The sequence below is a fragment of the Aquimarina sp. MAR_2010_214 genome (genome assembly GCF_002846555.1).
Lineage (GTDB): Bacteria > Bacteroidota > Bacteroidia > Flavobacteriales > Flavobacteriaceae > Aquimarina.
This window is the reverse complement of sequence record NZ_PJMS01000001.1, coordinates 662,285-684,027: the sequence shown is the minus strand read 5'-3', so window position 1 is coordinate 684,027 and position 21,743 is coordinate 662,285. Positions and strand designations below refer to the sequence as shown.

The 21,743-nt window shown below is 32.7% G+C and carries 20 protein-coding genes; 16 read left to right on the top strand and 4 right to left on the bottom strand.

The features are described 5' to 3' along the window. Positions 1-7: 7 nt before the first annotated feature. From ATE84_RS03080 to ATE84_RS03050, 7 genes are all read left to right on the top strand, one after another. Positions 8-607: a type 1 periplasmic binding fold superfamily protein gene (locus ATE84_RS03080; protein ID WP_101445688.1), complete on the top strand. Its 600-nt coding sequence runs from the start codon at positions 8-10 to the stop codon at positions 605-607. Between the two features lie 642 nt (positions 608-1,249). Further along, entirely contained in the window at positions 1,250-1,564 is a 315-nt protein-coding gene (locus ATE84_RS03075; protein ID WP_101445687.1) for a DUF6660 family protein, read from the top strand. 127 nt (positions 1,565-1,691) lie between these two features. Further along, on the top strand, positions 1,692-6,080 hold the full coding sequence (locus ATE84_RS03070; protein ID WP_101445685.1) for a CusA/CzcA family heavy metal efflux RND transporter: 4,389 nt from the start codon (positions 1,692-1,694) through the stop codon (positions 6,078-6,080). A gap of 2 nt (positions 6,081-6,082) precedes the next feature. Next, on the top strand, positions 6,083-7,276 hold the full coding sequence (locus ATE84_RS03065) for an efflux RND transporter periplasmic adaptor subunit (RefSeq protein WP_101445684.1): 1,194 nt from the start codon (positions 6,083-6,085) through the stop codon (positions 7,274-7,276). 2 nt (positions 7,277-7,278) lie between these two features. After that, positions 7,279-7,695 carry a Fur family transcriptional regulator gene (locus tag ATE84_RS03060; protein WP_101450798.1) on the top strand — a complete coding sequence of 139 codons (417 nt, stop codon included), beginning with the start codon at positions 7,279-7,281 and terminating at the stop codon, positions 7,693-7,695. Between the two features lie 55 nt (positions 7,696-7,750). Continuing rightward, the gene (locus tag ATE84_RS03055) at positions 7,751-8,119 is read left to right on the top strand and encodes a DUF3703 domain-containing protein (protein ID WP_101445682.1); all 369 of its coding nucleotides are present in this window, start codon (positions 7,751-7,753) and stop codon (positions 8,117-8,119) included. A gap of 2 nt (positions 8,120-8,121) precedes the next feature. Continuing rightward, the gene (locus tag ATE84_RS03050; protein ID WP_101445681.1) at positions 8,122-9,000 is read left to right on the top strand and encodes a cation diffusion facilitator family transporter; all 879 of its coding nucleotides are present in this window, start codon (positions 8,122-8,124) and stop codon (positions 8,998-9,000) included. 7 nt (positions 9,001-9,007) lie between these two features. Here ATE84_RS03050 and ATE84_RS03045 read toward each other — a convergent pair whose 3' ends face one another. Genes ATE84_RS03045 through ATE84_RS03030 form a run of 4 tightly spaced genes read right to left on the bottom strand, consistent with a single transcriptional unit; the run spans position 9,008 to position 11,886 of the window. After that, entirely contained in the window at positions 9,008-9,385 is a 378-nt protein-coding gene (locus tag ATE84_RS03045; protein WP_143273555.1) for a hypothetical protein, read from the bottom strand. Positions 9,386-9,389: 4 nt separating this feature from the next. Continuing rightward, positions 9,390-10,496: an alkene reductase gene (locus ATE84_RS03040; protein ID WP_101445678.1), complete on the bottom strand. Its 1,107-nt coding sequence runs from the start codon at positions 10,494-10,496 to the stop codon at positions 9,390-9,392. Continuing rightward, a complete protein-coding gene (locus ATE84_RS03035; RefSeq protein WP_101445677.1) occupies positions 10,493-10,906 on the bottom strand; it encodes a MauE/DoxX family redox-associated membrane protein in 414 nt (137 codons plus the stop codon). Before ATE84_RS03035 ends, ATE84_RS03040 begins: the two co-directional genes overlap by 4 nt. After that, a complete protein-coding gene (locus ATE84_RS03030) occupies positions 10,903-11,886 on the bottom strand; it encodes a polysaccharide deacetylase family protein (RefSeq protein WP_101445675.1) in 984 nt (327 codons plus the stop codon). Before ATE84_RS03030 ends, ATE84_RS03035 begins: the two co-directional genes overlap by 4 nt. Before the next feature lie 102 nt (positions 11,887-11,988). Here ATE84_RS03030 and ATE84_RS03025 point away from each other — a divergent pair, with 102 nt between their 5' ends. The 9 genes from ATE84_RS03025 (at position 11,989) to ATE84_RS02985 (ending at position 21,657) form a co-directional block, all read left to right on the top strand. Continuing rightward, positions 11,989-12,819 carry an AraC family transcriptional regulator gene (locus ATE84_RS03025; protein ID WP_101445674.1) on the top strand — a complete coding sequence of 277 codons (831 nt, stop codon included), beginning with the start codon at positions 11,989-11,991 and terminating at the stop codon, positions 12,817-12,819. Between the two features lie 86 nt (positions 12,820-12,905). Next, entirely contained in the window at positions 12,906-14,009 is a 1,104-nt protein-coding gene (locus ATE84_RS03020) for an AraC family transcriptional regulator (protein WP_101445672.1), read from the top strand. Positions 14,010-14,177: 168 nt separating this feature from the next. Further along, positions 14,178-14,381 carry a hypothetical protein gene (locus tag ATE84_RS03015; protein ID WP_101445671.1) on the top strand — a complete coding sequence of 68 codons (204 nt, stop codon included), beginning with the start codon at positions 14,178-14,180 and terminating at the stop codon, positions 14,379-14,381. Next, complete coding sequence (locus tag ATE84_RS03010; RefSeq protein ID WP_101445669.1) at positions 14,378-15,355, top strand: hypothetical protein; 978 nt, start codon at positions 14,378-14,380, stop codon at positions 15,353-15,355. Before ATE84_RS03015 ends, ATE84_RS03010 begins: the two co-directional genes overlap by 4 nt. Then, entirely contained in the window at positions 15,322-16,260 is a 939-nt protein-coding gene (locus ATE84_RS03005) for a S41 family peptidase (RefSeq protein ID WP_101445668.1), read from the top strand. The genes ATE84_RS03010 and ATE84_RS03005 overlap by 34 nt, the downstream gene beginning before the upstream one ends. A gap of 97 nt (positions 16,261-16,357) precedes the next feature. Beyond that, positions 16,358-16,825: a hypothetical protein gene (locus tag ATE84_RS03000; RefSeq protein ID WP_101445667.1), complete on the top strand. Its 468-nt coding sequence runs from the start codon at positions 16,358-16,360 to the stop codon at positions 16,823-16,825. Between the two features lie 25 nt (positions 16,826-16,850). Continuing rightward, entirely contained in the window at positions 16,851-17,624 is a 774-nt protein-coding gene (locus ATE84_RS02995; protein WP_101445665.1) for a hypothetical protein, read from the top strand. Between the two features lie 39 nt (positions 17,625-17,663). After that, a complete protein-coding gene (locus ATE84_RS02990) occupies positions 17,664-18,713 on the top strand; it encodes a S41 family peptidase (RefSeq protein WP_101445664.1) in 1,050 nt (349 codons plus the stop codon). Positions 18,714-18,903: 190 nt separating this feature from the next. Next, positions 18,904-21,657 carry a hypothetical protein gene (locus tag ATE84_RS02985; protein WP_143273554.1) on the top strand — a complete coding sequence of 918 codons (2,754 nt, stop codon included), beginning with the start codon at positions 18,904-18,906 and terminating at the stop codon, positions 21,655-21,657. Positions 21,658-21,743 lie beyond the last annotated feature (86 nt).

Below are 21,743 nucleotides of genomic sequence, written 5' to 3'. Positions count from 1 at the left end.
AGAAATAATGAACACACGTAAACTTTTATCAATACTTATCGTTGGAGGTATTTTATTCGCATCTTGCTCTAGTGATGATGATAATCCCGTACCCGTTAATGAAGAAGAATTAATAACCAAAATGACAGTGTCTCTAGTTGACGGTGCAAATACCACAACTTTGGTTGTTACCGATGAAGACGGAGCAGATGGTCCGAAAAAACCAGTAGTAACGGTTTCAGGTAATTTAAGTGCCAATACAACATATAATGGTTCTGTAGTACTGCTTAACGAATCTGAGAGCCCTGTCGAAGTAATTAATGAGGAAATAGAGAAAGAAGCAGATGAACATCAGTTTTTCTATGAAACAAGTTCTGCACTAAACATTACGACAGTTTATACCGATAAAGAATCTGATTATAAAAAAGAAGACGGAACAGCGTTTACTACTACGAATCCTGTTGGACTTACATTTACATTAACGACAACAGCTGCTGGAACCGGAACTTTAACAGTAACGCTAAAACATAAACCTAATAAAGCTGCGGAAGGAGTAGCAGGAGGTAATATCGCAAATGCAGGGGGTGAAACAGATATTACTCAAAGTTTTGATATTACAGTACAATAATTGAAACTCGATTAATTATGTAAGTTGAATTTGTGTAAAATTTCATAATTAGTTTCAATTCATGCCCTCGGGAGTAGTTACCCGAGGGTTTACTTAAAGTTAAGTTAAAAAAAGTAAACCAAACAAAATTGGCATTAATTTTGTAAAAGTAAAAGATCTACAGTGTTAGGGAAAAATTTAAAAAACACTGGGAATACAATAAGCATAATTAGTACATAAAAGAAAGTAGTTTGAAAATTGACTTTTAGTAAGTTAGTGGCATTGATTTTATCAATGTATTAACGTATTATTAAGTGTTAATTATCATTAAAAAAACGTTAAAATATTTAAAGGATAGGGCTTATCTTCGTGTCAAAGACCTAGACAAATAATATAATATATTATAATTGGAACTATCATAATTAGTATAAGTTGAGTTTGTGTTAAATACAATTAAGTTTCAATTTAGACCCCTGGGAGTAGTTAACCCGGGGGTTGTTTTTTTACGGTATTTTGGAATATAGAACCATAAAATTATAGTCAAATTCCAATAATTTTTCTGTCTTTGTAAATAAGTAGTATTCTCCGAAAAATAATTTATGATACTCATTATATAAATAATTTTGCAATACGATTGCATTACAATATTGCTATCTTTGTAATGTGAAAGTTTTAGTATTCATATTATCAATATATTTTCTGGCACTTAATTTTATGCCTTGTAATGATAATGTATCTATTACAGATGATTCTCAAATTGAGACTTTTGCTGATTCTTGTGAAAATCATGATCATGATGTAGAGAATGATTTATGTTCACCCTTTTGCCAATGTCATTGTTGCCACGTTCATGTAATCGATCTCAATATTGATACATGTGAATTATTGTTATCAGGAATTTCTACAGAAATGTTTGCTCACTTCGACAGTGTTGGAAAAGATATTTCTAATACACCACTCCAGCCACCACAAGTATAATTCAGTTTTATAGAATAATTATATCTAGTTATCTCCTTTTTTTAAAGGAGGTTATATGTATTTAACATCGAGAAATTCTGTCTTAATCGAATTGAATCGAGATGTCTCACTGAATTAAAAATATAATATGCTTAATAAAATAATTAGGTATTCCATAACTCATAAATTGATTATTGGATTACTAACACTAGCACTGATTATTTTGGGAATATATTCATTAAAACAGCTGCCAGTAGATGCTGTTCCCGATATTACAAATAATCAAGTACAGGTGATCACCTCTTCTCCAACATTGGCATCACCAGAAATAGAGCGGCTAATCACTTTTCCTGTAGAAATTACAATGGCTACCATTCCTGAAATTGAAGAAATACGTTCGTTTTCACGTTTCGGGCTATCAGTAGTAACCATTGTTTTTGAAGAAAACGTAGATGTATATTGGGCAAGACAACAGGTTAGTGAACGTCTTGTCCAAGCACAATCCCAAATTCCTGAAAATATAGGGAAACCAGGGATCGCTCCTTTGACCACTGGTCTGGGAGAAATTTATCAATATGTTATAACTACAAAACCAGGTTATGAAGACCAATATGATGCAACAGAATTAAGAACTATTCAGGATTGGATTATAAAACGTCAACTATTAGGTACACCAGGAGTAGCAGATGTAAGTAGTTTTGGAGGATATCTGAAACAATACGAAATTGCCATACGACCAGAACGATTAAATGCTATGAATATATCTATTTCTGAAATATTTAGTGCATTAGAAACAAATAATCAAAATACAGGAGGTGCTTATATAGAGAAGAATGATAAAGCCTTATTTATACGAAGTGAAGGGTTGATAGGAACAATAGAGGATATAAAAAACATTCTCATCAAACAAACATCTGATGGGATACCAGTTCTAATTAGTGATGTAGCTAAAGTACAAACCGGAAAAGCTATTCGCTATGGAGCTACTACTCGTAATGGAGAGGGAGAAGTAGTGAGTGCTATTGTAATGATGCTTAAAGGAGCAAACTCTGCAGAGGTAATTAAAAATGTGAAAGATAAAATCGCATCTATTACCAAAACACTTCCAGAAGGAGTAATAATCGAACCTTTCTTAGATAGAACTAAATTAGTCAATAATGCAATTGGTACAGTGACGACCAACCTCATAGAAGGTGCGTTGATTGTCATTTTTATTCTATTATTATTACTAGGGAATTGGCGTGCAGGACTTATTACAGCATCGGTAATACCACTATCACTTTTGTTCGCTTTTAGTATGATGCATCTTTTTGATGTTTCTGCAAATCTAATGAGCCTTGGAGCTATTGATTTTGGCTTGATAGTAGATGGAGCAGTAATTATTGTAGAAGCCACCTTGTTTCATCTTGGAGCCCTTAAACTTAACAAGAAGTTGACACAAAAAGAGATGGATGAAGAAGTGTATAAATCAGCTAGTAAAATCAGAAACTCTGCTGCTTTCGGTGAAATCATTATTCTTATTGTGTACTTACCCATTTTAGCCCTGGTAGGAACAGAAGGAAAAATGTTTGGCCCAATGGCTCAGACAGTTGGTTTTGCTATCCTGGGAGCTTTTATATTATCACTCACTTATGTTCCTATGATGTCTGCATTAGTATTGAGTAAAAAAGGAACCCATAAAGAAAATATTTCTGATAAAATCATGAATTTCTTCTATAAGCTGTATGAACCCATAATCAAATGGTCAATGCGTAGTAGAATATTTATTCTGGCAATCACATCAGGACTTTTTATAATAGCATATCTGGTGTTTAATAACTTTGGAGGAGAATTTATTCCAACACTAGAAGAAGGCGATTTTTCTGTAGAAACCAGAGTACTTACAGGAAGCTCTCTTTCTAATACAATAAAAGCTACAACCAAAGCAGAGAAAATAGTACTCGATAAATTTCCAGAAGTATTACAAGTAGTCTCAAAAATAGGTTCGGGAGAAATACCTACCGATCCTATGCCTGTAGAAGCTGCAGATATGATCATTATTCTTAAAGATAAATCAAAATGGGTATCTGCTTCCAATCGTTCAGAATTAGCTAATAAAATGACCGAAGCTTTAGAAGTGATACCAGGAGTGGCTTTTGGTTTTCAACAACCTATACAGATGCGATTTAATGAACTAATGACCGGGGTACGCCAGGATGTGGCTATAAAAATATATGGAGAAGATTTAGCCCGACTTTCTTCCTATGCCAATCAGATCGGTAAAATTGCCAGAAAAGTCAAAGGAGCAGTAGATATTTATGTTGAGGAAGTAACAGGGGTGCCGCAAATTGTAATAGATTACAATAGAGCTCAATTAGCAAAGTATGGTTTGGATATTAAAACAGTTAATAATACAATTCAAGCAGCTTTTGCAGGGGCATCTACAGGATTGGTTTATGAAGGAGAAAAACGTTTTGATTTAGTAGTGCGGTTAGATAATAGTAGCAGAACCAGTCTTGCAGATGTGCAGAACCTTTATATTAATGGAGACAAAGGAGAACAAATTCCATTACAACAACTGGCAACTGTATCTATTAAGGATGGCCCTTATCAAATACAACGAGACAATACAAGAAGACGTATTATCATTGCTTTCAATGTTAGGGATCGAGATGTCGAGAGTGTTGTAGAAGAAATTAGTACTAAGATTGATAATCAAGTAAATTTTGCACCGGGATATACTGTTGCTTATGGAGGTCAATTTGAAAACCTGGTCAAAGCTAAGCAACGCCTTGGGATAGCAGTTCCTTTAGCATTATTGCTTATTTTCATTCTATTGTATTTTACTTTTGGTTCTTTAAAACAAGGACTCTTAATATTTACAGCGATTCCTCTTTCTGCTATAGGAGGTGTCTTTGCTCTTTGGCTTCGGGATTTGCCATTTAGTATTTCTGCAGGTGTTGGTTTTATAGCCTTATTTGGTGTAGCAGTATTAAACGGAATTGTACTTATTGCAGAGTTTAATAGGTTGAAAAAAGAAGGTATTACCGATGTTTTTGAACGAATTTATAAAGGAACCAAAACTAGATTACGACCCGTAATTATGACTGCAACTGTTGCTTCATTAGGGTTTTTACCAATGGCAATTTCTCAAACCTCGGGAGCAGAGGTACAACGACCTCTTGCAACAGTAGTTATAGGAGGATTGATTACCGCTACTTTTTTAACCCTGGTGGTATTACCTATTCTCTATTATTATTTTGAAAAAAGAGTACAAATGAAACCAAAAAAAGCAATGCTTTTACTAGTAGTACTTCTTGGAGTAGCAGGAAATATGACTAGCATAAATGCTCAGACTAGTGAAGCAAAAACGATATATCAAAATTTGGAAGAAGTTATGGATGCAGCTTTAAGAAGTAATCCAAATCTAAAAGTTGCAGCATATCAAACCGAGCAGGAACATGCCTTAAAAAGAACCAGTTTTAACCTTCCCAAAACTGATTTTGATCTGATATATGGACAAACCAATAGCGATTTTGATAACGATACTAAATTTAGTATCAGTCAAACATTTGCCTTTCCTACGCTCTATACTAACCAGAATAAGTTGGCAAAGGCAGCTATAAAATCCAGTGAATTAAACCAGGAAGTAGTTCAAAACGAGGTGGTAAAACAATTAAAAGCTACCTATTATCAATTATGGTTTCTAAAGAGTAAACAACAATTGCTTCAAAAACAAGATAGCATTTATCAACGATTTGTTTATGCTGCAAACCTGCGATTTAAAACAGGCGAAAGTAATGCATTAGAGCAAGCAACGGCCAATGCAGAAGTTGCAGATTTACAAATTAAAATACAGGAGAATAATGCAACCATACAACAATATCAATTGCGTATGCAAAAATTGGTAAACTCTGAAAACCATGTTGATATTGCTGTGGGAGATTTAAAAGTAAAATCAAATCTATTGCCTGTAGATCAAAATACTACGGCTATAGAGAAAAACCCTGTACTATCTTTTTATAAGGAACAAATAACTATTGCCGATATTAAGAAATCGGTTGAGGTATCAAAAATGCTTCCAGATATCACATTAGGGTATTTTAATCAATCTTTTAATGGTCCCGGACAAACAGTAAATGGATCTGATGTGGTTTTTGATTCTGGAAACAGATTTACCGGGGTAAAATTAGGTCTGGCTATTCCGATTTGGGGCAAACCACATGCTGCAAAAATAAAAGCCGCCAAAATTCGTCAAAAAGAAAGCCAGGCACAGTTGGATGTGGTAGAAAATGAAGTCACCACTCAATTAAATATGCTTTTGAGGCAATTAGAAAAAAACCAAAAGAACTTGTCATATTATAAAAAAAATGCCCTTTCACAATCTGAACTATTATTAAAACAGTCTCAGCGAGGTTTTACAGAAGGAGCTATTGGATATATAGAATATGTACAAGGGCTCAATCGGGCGCTAGAAATTCAAACCAAATATTTAGAATTCATAAACGCTTACAATCAAACTCTTATCGAAATTGAAAGTATCAACGCAATTCAATAAAAATGAAAACAAACATATATAAATTAATAGCCATATTCGTACTTCTGTTTACCTTAGGATGTGCTAATAAACCTGCTGCAACTTCTGAAGAAAAACATGAAGAAGCTAACGAAAATCTCGTCGAGTTGACAGATGAACAAATGAAGCAAACTCAAATAGAAATTGGTAAAGCTCAGAAACGTAAAATAGGAAATGAGTTAAGTGTAAACGGAATGATCGATGTTCCTCCACAAAGTAATCTTTCTATTACCGTTCCTTATGGCGGGTTTTTGAAGTTCACCAATATGCTTCCTGGTACACGATTAAGAAAAGGACAACTTGTAGCAAGAGTAGAAAACCCTGATTTTATAGAATTTCAAAGAGATTACCTGGAAGCAGTTGCAAAAAATGAATACCTGAAAGCAGATTATGAACGTCAGGAAATACTAAATAAAGAAAGTGTCTCTTCAACAAAAGTATTTCAAAAAGCAAAAAGTGATTACTTGATTAATAAAGCAAATATTCAAGCTTTAGAAAGTAAATTAAAAATGGTAGGTATCAACCCTTCTCATGTAACTAATGGAAGAGTATCTTCTATGGTAAATGTATATTCTCCTATTAATGGAGTCGTGAGAGAAGTGTATGTAAATACCGGAAAGTATTTTGGTTCAGAAGATGTGTTAATGGATATTACCAATGCCGAAGATCTGCATGTCGAACTCAAAGTATATGAAGATGATATCCCATTAATAAAAAATGAGCAACGTATTCGTTTTCGTTTAGCAAATGAACCAGATAAATGGATGGAAGCAGAGATTTTCTTAATAGGTAATAATGTTAGTGATGATAGATCTATAACTATTCATGGGCACTTAAAAGAGAAAAACCAGGAGTTGCTTCCGGGAATGTTTGTAAACGCAAAAATTGAAGTTGGTGCTCGCGAAGCATATGCTGTTCCAGAGGAAGCTATAGTCCGTTTTGATGGAGACCATTATGTTTTTGCAGCAGGAGAGAAAAGAAGTGAGGGAAAATCAATAGTTACGGATTTTGAAATGATCCCCATCACCAAAGGAACCGAAGAAGAAGGGTTTGTAGCGATTACATTAGAGGATAAAAATAAAGATATTAGTACTACTCGATTAGTACTAAAAGATGCGTTTACCATATTGGCGAAGGCAAAAAATAGTGAAGAAGGAGGTCACGGACACGGACATTAATGATGAATACTATTGAAAGTTTTTTGGAATCAAAGAAAGTACGCCCAACAGCGATGCGATTGCTGGTCTATAAATATATGACTCAAAGTAATGTAGCTAAAACACTTGGAGATATTGAAAATGCTTTTGCAAAAGCAGATAGAACAACACTGTATAGAACCTTAAAGACATTTGAAGAAAAAGGGATTGTACACCAGGTAGATGATGGAACGGGCACTATAAAATATGCACTTTGCGAAGCGGGTTGTAATTGTGATATTGATAGAGATTTGCATTTACATTTTCATTGTAGTAATTGTAGAGAAACGATATGTCTTACAGAACATAAAATTCCTCAAATCAATTTACCAGATGGATATGTAGCCGAAGATATGAATTTGGTGGTAAAAGGTATGTGTGAGCATTGTAGTGGGCAATAAATGCACTTCTGTTGCATGGTTACGATATCTATTTTTGTGTAAAAGATGTAATCATATGAAGTTTAATATAACAATACCGCCAAAGCTTAAAATTGAATATGATAAAGAATTGTCGCTTTATAAAATAGCATTATCCAATAAAAATTTACCAAAGGCTTGGAATCATTTAGAGCGCTGCCATATTTTGGGACAATCATATCCCAGAGAGCATTCGTATACACATTATTTAATGCTCAAATATGGTATTCTTACCAAAAACAACCGTGAAATTTTTGGACAAGTTATTCGTTTAATTGTAGGTGGGTGGAAATCATTTATCAATAGGGTTCCTATTGGTAATACCGGAGGCATAAATGTACCACCGCTTAAAACAATACCTATACCTCATGATTTGAAAATGAGATTAGAATCATACCAAAAATAACTATGGGACACGACCACTCACATGACCATGCAGGAAAGAATTTGAAAATTGCATTTTTTCTGAATTTAGGATTTACCATTTTAGAGATTATAGGTGGGTTTTATGTAAATAGCATCGCTATTATTTCTGATGCCATTCATGATTTAGGAGATTCACTTTCTTTGGGTACAGCATGGTATCTCGAAGGGAAATCGAAAAAAGAAGCCGATGCCAAATTCTCATTTGGTTACAGACGTTTCTCTCTCTTAGGAGCATTGATTAACAGTATTATCTTGATTTTAGGATCCATTTATGTGATTTATGAAGCCATAGGCAGGTTATTAGAACCCGAACATTCTGATGCTCGGGGGATGATTGTTTTTGCTCTTCTGGGAATAGCAGTCAATGGTTATGCTGCATGGAAAGTAAGTGGTGGGAAATCATTGAATGAGAAAGTGATTTCCTGGCACTTAATAGAAGATGTATTGGGGTGGGTTGCTGTGCTCTTTGCAGCTATTGCTATATATTTTACAGATGTTCAGTACCTTGACCCTGCTCTTTCTCTTTTAATAACACTCTATATTCTATATAATGTTATTAAGCGATTAAAAGAAACATTATTCGTATTTCTACAAGGAATCCCAAAGGGTATTAATATAGAAGAAATAAAATCAGAAATACTGCAAATGCCACATGTTGATTCTATACATCACCTACATGTTTGGTCACTAGAGGGAGAACATCATGTTTTTACGGCGCATGTTAAGCTAAAAGGTATTACGCAAATAGACCAGATTATTAGTGTAAAATCAGAGATTAAAAAAACCTTGATGGTGTATCATTTTAGTCATTGTACTATTGAAATAGAATTAGATGGTGAGGTGTGTAAGTTAACAGAGTAATAGGAAGTTATTTATATTCTACCGTGTTAAACTTTAATAACAGATCACCGATATTTTCTAAATTATGGACAAAATCACCTTTAGTATCGTGATCGTAATATGACAAATCTCCTTTTTGATACTGTATTTCGACAATTCTACCATTTTCATAGTGAGATACGGCCACTCCTTGGGTTAAACAAACCCAGGTATAGTTTTTTGTATGCTTATGAAAAGGTAACCTATCTCCGGGTTTTAAAATAATAGACCAAACTTTAATACTATCATCTTCAAATAAAAGAGTATCTCCAACGCGATCCCCTTCATTGCTGTTTTGTAGTTCTAGTATTTTAGTACTATCCCAATCTTTAAAACTACCAACAGGATTAATTTCTTTTGTCATCATAGTTTTATACTTCTAGAAATGGATAATCGGTATAACCTCTTGCGTCACCACCGCCAAAAAGAGTATGGGGGTCAGAAATGTCGTTCATTATAGCATTTAGTTGTACTCGTTTAGGATAATCAGGATTGGTTAGGAATTTTCTTCCAAACCCCACAAGATCAACTAATTTTTTGTCTAATAGATCGTTAGCTTCTTTGGGGGTTTTATTTCCTGTAGCTATAATTGTATGTGTAAAATTAGCTCTCAATTTAATTCTGAAATCTTCTGGAATTGTGGGAGCATCATCCCAATCGGCTTCGCATAAATGAATATAGGTTACTCCTATTTTGTTTAATGTTTTGGCAGCGATCATAATGGTTTCTAAAATTTCGGGATCATTCATGTCCTTAAAGCTTATAAAAGGGGATAATCTCACTCCTGTTTTATCAACACCTATTTCATCTGCCACAGCTTGAGTAATTTCTTTAAGAATACGAATTCTGTTTTCTTTGGTTCCGCCATATTCATCTGTTCTATGATTGCTATTACTTCGCAAAAACTGATCAATTAGATACCCATTTGCCCCATGAATTTCTACCCCATCAAAGCCAGCTTCGATAGCATTCTTTGCTCCTATTCTAAATTCTTCGATAACCTGGGTAATATCACCTTTGGTCATTTCTCGAGGCTTTTCGACAGGAACAAATGTAGCATCACCATTAGGAGCACCATCAAAAATATATACTTGTGTATCTTTTGCTATTTCTGCAGAAGGAGCAATAGGTTGCAAGCCATTTACTTTCGAAGAGCTTACACGTCCTACATGCCATAGTTGTAAAAAGATTTTACTTCCGTTTTTATGCACTGCGTCGGTAACGAGTTTCCAACCTTCGATTTGTTTCTGAGAATAGATTCCAGGAGTTTTTGCATAACCCATTCCTTGTACAGAAATTTGAGTAGCCTCACTAATAATAATCCCGGCAGAAGCTCTTTGTTGATAATATTTTGCCATTAAGGCATTAGGTTCGTTTCCAGGTTCTTCTGCCCTGGAGCGTGTCATGGGTGCCATTAAAAAGCGATTTTTTAATGAAAGCTCATTCATTTTGTATTTTGTATATAGTGTAGTTTTCATGATTTATTTTGTAAGAGATTATCAATTGAAAAATGATTGTTTTGCGATGTACTAATCAAAAGGTAAAAGAACAGTACGTAGATCATTTGAAATCCAACCCATTCCCATTGTTCGGCTAAACAAGAACCAAAGATCAGAATAGTCATTAGTATTCCACTGGCGAGACAGGTACGATAAGTATACAATCCAAAAACAAGGAATACACCAATAGTAAGTTCTACAAAGGGTAATATTTTTGCAAAAGGAGAAATAAATATTTCGGGTAGTATTGTTTCTTTATAAAGGTTTACCATCCAGTTGCTAAAGGTTTTTATTTTTGGAATCCTCACTAATCCATGTGCTAGAAGATTGATGCCCATTGCTAATCGTAGTAGAAAATAGGCATGGTTTTTTGAAGTTGTACTTTTCATTTGTTATACATTAATTCAGAATTATCTCTTGGCGTTTTTGGGTCATCTTTTATCATTTTTGCGATATCATCTTTACGCATAAATACAACGCCTTTATGCTTCTTAGCATACTGTATGAATAGATCTACTACACGAACAATTGATGGTGCTCCACCAATTCTATCGTGTAAACTCACAGACATCATTCTTCTTTTACTTCCCGCTTCATCATATAATTGATCAAACTCCATTTTTAATTGATTTAAAAACTGATTAGGAGACCAATTTTTGCCTTCAATATTTACGATATCATTATTACGAAGTGTATACGGCATGACTACAAAATCCTTTCCCCTAACCTCTGTGATAAATGGTTCGTCATGACTTAAATCATCTATATGATATAAGAAATCAAGTTCTTGTAGAACCTTTAATGTGTTGGGACTACGTCGTAACCAATTGGCATTATAGCCTCTACCGCGTTGTCCGGTAATGGTTTCAACTGTGTCAATACCGGTTTTTATAAATGCTAATTCCTGTTCATAAGTCATACCCCATTGATCGTTCCAGGCGATACCGTGTGCAGCAATTTCATGACCACGATTTGCTATAGCTTTGGCAACTTCGGGATATTTGATAGCAGCAGCACCAACTACATGAGAACTAACTTTGATATTGTGTTTATCCCACAAATCCAGCATTCTGTAAATGCCCTCTTTGGCACCATAACGAAACCAACTTTCTGCAGGAAGATCTGGATTTCCTTTTGGTAATGGTTTTGCAGCAAAAGGACTTTCTGCACCCTCAGGCTGTCCGCCAGTTTCAAATTGCATTGAGAACGAGATTACCAGTCGCGCATCATTTGGCCAGAAATGATCTGCTATGCTGTCGTTTTCTATTGCGGTCGTTTTTATAAACTCTTTTTCTGAAGTATGGCTAGAAAATAGAACTATACATACGCTTGTAGATAGTATTAAAAAAAATACTTTTATTAGTTTCATTGGGTTTACCATTTGATTTATAATGCAAATTTATATGAAGGAAGAAGCATTTTTTTGGTATATATTCATTGTATATTTGTATAAATCTATGTTAGTATAGTTGTGTCAAAACGTTTTTTTAGTGCAAAATCTTTAAATGTATTTGAGCTGTCGCTTGATAAGTGGGAGTATCCAAAGCATTCTCATAATTTTTTCGAGTTAATTTTTATTCTGAAAGGAACTGGGCAACATGTTTTAAATGAAAGTGTTTTTGAATATACCGAAGGGGACATCTTCTTGTTGACCCCAAAAGATGAGCACGAATTTAGGATTAGAGATCATACAGACTTTGGTTTTATTAAATTCACAGAGCAGCTTTTTATAGAAAAAACAGAACTTGTTTCTGATTTAAAATGGCGAAAGAATTTAGATGCCATTGTATTACATGCCAATAGTATTCCCGAAAATATTATTTCTAATACTACAGACAGATCTCATGTGTTCGAATTGTTTCGAATTATTAAAAAAGAGTATATAACTCCCTCACTTTATAGCCGATCAATTTTATTAGAGCTATTAGGTGCATTATTAATTATAATATCAAGAAATCTTAATAAAAATGCTGCTATACATACTATTTCTGAAGAAGAAAAGGTGAGTGATATACTTACGTATATACGGCAGAATGTTTTAGATAAAGATAATATTAGAATAAAGGAAATTGCTGCAACATTTAATATGTCTCCTAGTTATGTAAGTGTATTTATTAAAAAACATGCGGGCATTTCTATACAACAATATGTGATTCAGACAAAAATCAAAATGGCAGAACGATTATTAAAACAAACAAATTTGAATATTTCTGAAATAGCTCAAAAAACAGGTTTTACAGACTCCAGTCATTTTAATAAACTATTTAAAAAACATACAGGTAAGAACCCGAGTGAATTTTAATCAACCAAAATAATTTTATAAATTAATACTTTTTGGAGTCATTATTGTAACAATGCTTCATCTACAAATTTCTACACATTTAGATAATGGAAATAAATTATAATATTGTATCCTTTATAGATACTCTTGGGCTAATACAAGGTGTTATTCTCGGCTTGTTACTCATTATCATAAATAGAAAAAAGGATAAGTCTACTTTGTTTTTGGGCTTGTTTATAATTGTATATGCATTAAACTTACTTCCCGTCATTTTAGAAGATTTAAATATTATAACGTATTACCTTCAATATGATTTATTGCCTTTTGATTTTACCTGGTTGATGTTTCCTTTATTTTATATCTACGTTCAGCAGGTTTCAATACTTTCTAAAAACAAACTTAGTTACTGGACACTAATTCCTGGAGTATTAGAATTTATTATTGGAGTATTTGTGTTTTTTCAGGATAATGATTCGAAAATGGAAATAGAAGAATCACTTTGGTATAATCTTATACTTTTGGGAGGGGTTCTTTTTTCTTTTTATATAGGTTTTAAAACCTTAAATTTTATTAAAAAACATACTAAGGAGTTAAAAGATCAATATACTTCTACAAAATATAAAGAGCTACGTTGGGCAAGAGGATTTGTTGGTTTTGGACTTCTCCTTACTTTTATTACAATAGCTTCTGACTTTTTTGACACCGGTTTTTACTTTGATTTAACTATTTCTACCATTAATGTTATGTTATTGTATTGGATATCTGTACGAGGTATTCTTCAACAAAATGTAGAGACTTTAATTCCTGTTGAGAATAGTGAAAAAACTGTTGACAAAAGCGACAAAAACAATGATTCTTCAACAAATAGTGAAAACACAGCAAAGCTATTGCAAGAAATAAAGAAATATATTCAGGATGAAAAGGTATATACTGTACCCGATTTGACCATCATTGATATTGCAGAAAAAATAGGAACACACCCTAAACGTATTTCGGGTGTTATAAATTCTCAACTTAATCAAAATTTCAACACCTATATCAATAGTTTTAGAGTTGAAAAAGCAAAAGAGCTTTTAAGAAGTGATATTGCAAATAGTTTAAGTGTCGAAGGTATTGGTAATGAAGTAGGTTTTCAAAGTAAAAGCACATTTTATGATGCTTTTAAAAAATATACAGGTACTACTCCTTCTCGTTTTAAAAACAGTGCATAACCTTTATTTTTAAAAGTCCGGATTCCTGAAAAAGGAATAATATCTTCAATTTTATAGCTCATTCCGTTCGGATTTCTGAATTCCGAACAGTTACTCCGTTGGTTTTTTTGGCTGTCTTTTTTCTTTTAGCAAATCTTTGTACAGAGTTAAAAATTAAACTATCTAAAAATGAAACGTGTAGCTATAATATTACTAGTTTTTTTAATTGTGGTATGGTCCAGTTTTATTGTCTGGGAAATGCAAATAACTAAATGGGAAAGAACCATAACTGGTCCGGCAACACGAGTTGATCTGGTTCTTATACTACCTATTCTGATCGGAATAACAATTTATGTAATTGATCAAATTATTACAATATCAAAAAAGAAATGAAAAAACTAACATACATAATCAGTCTCTTATTTTTTATGAGTATTTCTGTAAATAGCCAGAAGACTCAAGATTTAGAATATTTATTAGACCGAGAATGGAAATACGATCCATCGGGAATAGAATCTGTAGCAGAGAGTTTATATGTAAAAATATTGACCGAAGCAGAAAAAAAAGGAGACAAAAAAGAAGGTAAAGAACTAAAATCTAATAAACAGGAAATACTATTATCTATTAAAGAGTTGGTGTCTAACGCCAGATTCAAATTCAATTCAGACTATACATTAAATACAGAGATAAATGGAGATGTTACTGAAGAGAAATGGACTTATAATAGTGATAGCAAAACGATAAGTTATGTAAATAGTACTACTAAAGAAGTCAACACTAGAGCTATTAAAAAACTAACCAAAACGCAATTTGTTTTTATTAATCAAGATGGACAAGAAATAGTATTTACACCAGCATTGCCTAAACAACCATTTGATCCTTTAGTATTAAAAGAAGATTTAAAAATCTATCGTGATATTATAGAAACGGCACATAGCGGAATGTATTTGTATACTGCTAAAGAAACCTTTGATTCGATATTTGAAAAAGCAAATGAAAGACTACCAAAACTTCAAAATATTCGAGAATTTTATAACCTAATTGCAGGAATTCATACTAAAATAAATTGCGGACATTCTAGTTTTTATGCCTCGGGAGATATTTTTTCAGAATTAAAAAATAATGCTACCAATGCCTTTTTCCCTTTCAAAGTAAAATTCTTAAAAGACACATTGGTTGCTGCACAGGACTATGGGAAACTAAAGAAAGGGGATCAGATTTTAAGTATTAACGGAAACACAACCAAAAAGATAACTACAGAAACTTTTAAATTATTAAGCTCTGATGGGTATAATACTACTTTTAAATACAGACAATTAGAAGATGATACTTTTTGGCTTTTGGCCCACAAGAGAAATTTACCATAGCATATTTACATAATTCAGATAAAGAAAGCTGTACCGTAGAATTACCGGGAATTCCGAAATTTGAATTAGAAAGTACAATTACAGAAAGTCATTATGAAAAACCATATTACCTGGAATACCTTGATAGTAGTACAGTTTTATTAACTGTAAATACATTTTCTACCGAGACTCGAAAAAATCAAAAAATATTTTTCAAGTTCCTCAAAAATTCTTTTAGCGAAATAAGTAAAAAAGGAGTTAAGAATTTGATTTTGGATATCAGAGAAAATACAGGTGGAGATGATGGAAATGACATGGAATTAGCCTCATACTTAATTGATACGCATTTTAAAGAGAATAAGTATAGAAAATTAGGCACCATTGATAATGTACCACCATATCCACAATATTTACTATCGCAATGGTATGATATGATGGAGTTGGATTCGGACAGTACCCCAGAGACTATCCAGAAAACTATGAAAAAGATGGTGAAAGAAGAAATGATAAAAGGAGATGATGGAGCGTATTATTGGAGAGAAGATAAAGTTATTCATCGTGATCCGGCAAAAAATAAGTTTAAAGGAAATGTATTTGTCTTGACGAGTGGTAGAGTTTTTTCTGGAGGAGGTCTGTTTAGTGCACTCGTGAGAGATAAAAGTAATGCCATTTTTATAGGAGAAGAAACTGGAGGAGGATATTACAGGCATACAGGATCTATCCCACTGTTTTATAATCTACCCAATTCTAAACTGATCTTTTCCATCTTCATCGTGATTAATGAGCAAGACGTTGATAAGAGATTATTTCCAGAAGGAAGTGGTACCATGCCACATTATGAGGTATATCCAACAATCAAAGAGTTTAACAATGGAAAAGATGCTGTTTTAGAGAAAGCGAAACAATTGATAAAAGAAGTAAAATAATATTTAGACAGTAAAAAATAGGATGTTCTAGAAGTTTACTGTTTTGTAAGAAGGAAGAACACTGAAATTAATAGTAAATAATAAAAAAGTAAGAAAAATGAAGAAAGTAATTTTATTAAGCGCATTTATTATCACATCAATCGTAACGAGTACTGCGCAAACTTCAACTCCAAAATATGAAGTAAAAGTTATTACAAGTGTAGAATCTATAGTTCCAAGTGGTTTAGGACGTTCAAGACTTATTTCAGCAAATGCAGAAAGAGATTATAAGGAGTTCACCTCCACACAAACAGAAGATGATAATACACGTAATAAATCAAAAAGAAAAGCAATTCGTGTTAAGGATTTTGAGGAGACCAAACTTTTAAACTTTTACAACTTGGTAGGGATTCGTTTTCAAAATATTGCAGCAAATGATGCAGTGATTTCATCAAAGATAACCACAATGCTAGCAGAAGGTTGGGATCTTGTTTTTGTAACCAGTGCAGTAGAAAGTGACGCAGGTGAAGGAGATAGTAACGGAATATTTATTACACGTTTCATTTTTAAACGAGCAATACAATAGTGAATTAATTCATAAAAATGAAAACATGAAAAAAACCTATTTAATTTTGCTCTTTTTTGTAGTTAGTCTAGTACAACTTCATGCACAAAAAACATCATCTTTTTATGTTGATGCCGGCGGTGGCTTTTCTTCCTTTCAGGATGTAAAATATTCAAATGTAAGATATAATGGATTTGGTAGTGTGTTTGGGCTAGGATATCAGAAAGAAAACGAAAAAACAATCTGGGGAGTTAATCTGCAAGCAATAATAACAACCGAAAAAGCTGCGACCCATGATCAGAAAGTGAGTACATATAACTCTATGCTACAAGCAAAATATCTTCATCGCATTAAAGAAAATTTGTTTGTTGGTGCCACATGGGATGTATTAGATCTTTACACAAAGAAATTTGATGGTTTGGGTAATAATAGCGGGTATGATGTTACAGGAAGCACATTGTGGGCTTCGGGTATTTATGACTATAAAAAGCTTCGATTTGGAGTAGATTTAGGATTAGTTTCTTATTTCAAAGAGAGCACAGGATTTGCTTTTTCTGCACCACAAAATGTTCTTGAAAATGGAAATTTTGATTATCAAAATGATAAAATTAACAGCCCTTTTGCTTTTAAATACTACGAATTAAGAACGATACCCAGGCATTTCCAGGTAAGAACGAGCATACGATATCAATTATCAAACCGGTTTTCTGTGGCATATAAATGGCATCTAAGAAAGTTTTCTGAAGTAAAAAATTACCCGGTGACCTATGGTACACATTCACTCTCTATTCGATATAATATTTTTAAGCGTACCAAGTAAGAGGAATAGATTTAATTAAATTTTTAATAAAACATTGTAATGAAATATCTAAAAATAAAAATATGCTTGCTTCTGTTTTTGGCTGTGTTCAGTTCTTGTGAGAAGGCGTTGATGGAATCAAATCCAGAAACAGATGCACTTGCCGTATTTGATGAGTATATGACTCTGGTACAGGAAAAATATGCTATGCTAGAATTTAAGAATGTAAACATAAATACATTAAGAAATAACCTTAGAGGAAAGGTTAATAATGCTACAACTAAAAAAGAATTTTTTGAAATTCTAGGCGAGGTTACCAAAAGCTTAAGAGATGGGCATTCTAGCCTTATTGAAGACCAGAGTAATCCAAATGGTATGTCTGTTAGTTTTGATCTTGAAGAAGGATATCCGGCAGGAATAGACGCAGCGATCTTAGTGAATAATTATATCGGTACTACAGTTAATTCTGAAATAAAGACATTAGCAGGAGGACAGGGGTTTAGAGCTGTATGGGGTACTTTGCCACAAGATAGAAAAGTTGGATATCTATGGATTCCTTCATGGAATGTTGAGATTTCTGATGATGAAATTGAGCGAATATTTTTGGATTTAAAAGATACTAAAGGCCTTATTTTTGATATGCGTGCTAATACCGGAGGTGATCCGGCTTTGGCAACCAAATTTGCATCTTATTTTACAGATAAACCTATTTATTCAGGTTTTGAAAGATTTAAAATAGGTTCAGGACCAAAGGATTTTTCGGATAGCCATATTACTCTTCAACCATCAGGCAGTGCAAACAAGTACTTGAAGCCTGTGATGATACTTACCGATAGAAATGTATATAGTGCATCTACTACATTCTTGTATTCTGTAGACCCGGTAGAAAGTATAAAAACTATAGGACAAAGAACAGGAGGAGGAAGTGGATCTGTAGCCGATGGATATTTGGCAAACGGGTGGTATTGGAGCCTGTCTACAAGTGAATTTATCGATGCCCAGGGGAAACATCTGGATGATGGTGTTGAACCCGATATTCCTGTAGTACTTAATTTGGAAGATACTGCAAAGGATGAGGTGATCGAAAGAGCAATATTAGAATTGAAATAGTAGGTACAAAATAAGGTATAGATATCTCTATATAAAGCATTAAATGTAGATAGGTTCGGGGGAGTAGTTGCCTGGGGTAGTAGTTAGAAATGACTAAGGCTCCAGGTTTTCTATGTTTTAATTCTTACAAAATAATTGTTAATTATTGAAAATCAATTCATATGTTAGCTAATTAATGCCGACAATTCATATGAAAAAATTGTTACTCCGTACTTTTTTTATTGTAGTATATAGTATTTCTTTTAGTCAAACATTTCACCCTGAAATAGAGAACTATACTATAGCCAACTATAAAGCCGATAACCAAAATTGGGGCATTGATATTGATTCTAATGGAGTTGTTTATGTAGCTAACAATAAAGGTTTACTACGATATAATGGGCAATCCTGGGAATTATTTGAATTACCAAACAAAACAATTGTTAGGTCAGTTTTATGTGTGAGAAATAGGATTTATACGGGCTCTTATGAAGAATTTGGATTTTGGGAAAAAGATATTTTCGGGAATTATAAGTATACCTCACTAGTTCCTTCTTTTGATGTCAATCACCAATTTAAGAACGAACAATTTTGGAAGATAATTGAGTATAAAGACCGTATTATTTTTGAATCCTTTGCAGGAGGAGTTTATATCTATGATGGCAACCAAATTGAATATGTAGAAGATAGTTTGGGAGTGTATGATATTGCTATCTATAAAGGCAGATTAATAGTTGCCAATAGAAATAAAGGAATTCAGGAATTAAAAGAAAAGGAGTTAATATCTTTTGAATTTTCAGAGAATACATATACTATTAACTCAGTAAATAATCTTGCAGTAATTTCAGATAAATTATTCTTTTTTGATTTGAATGAAGGGGGATTTATTTACGATACTAATAGGTTGTCACCACTGCCTGAAGAAGTCAATTTATTTTTAAATACTCACGTACTTAACAAAGCTGTTTTTTTAGATGAAGATCATGTGGCTTTAGGAACAATTAAGAATGGGATTATAATTTATAATCTAAACAGAAAAACACTTCAATATATTAATAAGGAATCGGGTTTGCAAAACAATACAGTTTTGGGACTAAAAGTTCATGAAGGGAATCTTTGGGCAGCTTTGGATAATGGGCTTGGTAGGATTGATTTCAAAACACCTTTTTTGTATTATAAAGATTTTACAGGAACCATAGGAACAGTATATGATGTTGCCTTTTTAAATGAAAAATATTACCTGGCGAGTAATACCGGAATTTATACCTATTCTAATGATAAAAAATTACAATTTATCGAAGGATCGGAAGGACAGGTGTGGGATTTAAGTATTATAGAAAACCAAATTATTGCAGGACACAATGATGGTAGCTTTCTGATCGAGGATAATAAATTATCCCGAAAATTAACATCAGGAGGAGTCTATTGTACTGTAAAAGTACCAGGACAATCAAATTGGTATTTACAAGGAACGTATTACGGAATTAATCTCTTAAGAAAGGATGGAAACGATTGGTATTCTAATGTAATTGAAAATCTTTCTTTTTTGATGAATACTATTGTTTTTGAATCTGATAAAGTGATTTGGGTTACACATTCATATAAAGGAGTTTTTAGAATAGAACTGAATGAAGATTATACCAAAGCAATAAAAGTTACTCCCTATGGGGAGAATAAGAATTTCAAACAATACCAGACCAATATCTTTAAGATTGATTCTGATATAGTATTTTATAATTCAGGAAAATGGTTTCAGTATTTTCAACAAAAAGACAGTATTGGTAGCTTTAAGAAGTTTAAAGATTTTGATGATAAGGTACTGATCGACAAAGAAAAAAATGAAGCTTGGTTTATAGATAGAAAAAGTGAAAATACATTAACCCTTACAGATAGTAACTATAAGGAAATCTATAAAATTAATGTTGCTGGCATTAAGCAACGTCTTGTTGCAAAATATGAAAAAATTATATTCAAAAATGATTCTTTAAGGATGATTAATCTTAATGATGGTTTTGCAATGTATAATATAAATGCGTTACGAAATGATAAAAAGATTTCACAGACTCCGGTAATAGATAAAATATATTCTAGAAAAAAACAATTCTCAATACATGATACACTTATTCATATACCGTTTGAAGATGCTAAATATTTAGCATTTGAAATATACATGCCAAAATCTTATGGAAATGATTTTAGCTATACGTTATCAGGAGAAGTAGATCAAAAGGATTTTGTTAAAGAAGGGAAGTTGATCCTACAAAATCTTCCTTATGGAAATTATACATTAGCATTAGAAAATAATAATCAAAAGGGAGAAAATTCAATAAAACAGATAGGTTTAAAGGTACTACCTCCTTGGTACTTGTCTAATGTTATGAAATTTTTGTACTCACTTCTGGCAATGGGGTTACTATTTATGATTTATAAAATCAATAAAGTAAAGATAAGAAAACAACAATTGGCACTTCAAGAAGATTACATGCGAGAGACGCAAAAGAAAATAAATGAAATTGAAAAGAGAAACCTCGAAAAGGAAATAAGAAATAAAAAACGAGAGCTTACTAATTCTACTTTATCAGTCACGAACAAAAATGAAATGATTATAGAGTTAAGAAATGAACTTAATAGGTTAAAAAGGTTTTCTACAAATGAGTATAGGACTAAACGACTACTAGACACGTCTAAAAAGCATATTAGCAGTAATGATAATTGGAAAATTTTTGAATCTAATTTCAATGAATTACATGAGGATTTCTTCAAATCATTAATATCAAAATTTCCAAAACTAACCACCAAAGATCTTAAACTTTGTGCCTATATTAAAATAGGATTAATTACTAAAGATATAGCTCCATTATTAGGGATAAGTGTAAGAGGTGTAGAGTTACAACGCTATCGATTAAGAAAAAAACTAGAGCTTAATGCTAAAGATAGCCTATCAAGTTTCTTAATGAAACTCTAAATACGTCATTTATTTTCTAAAAATAATTACATCTTAAATACATCAATATGTTAAAATATTGATGTATTTTGTTTTGTAAATAAATG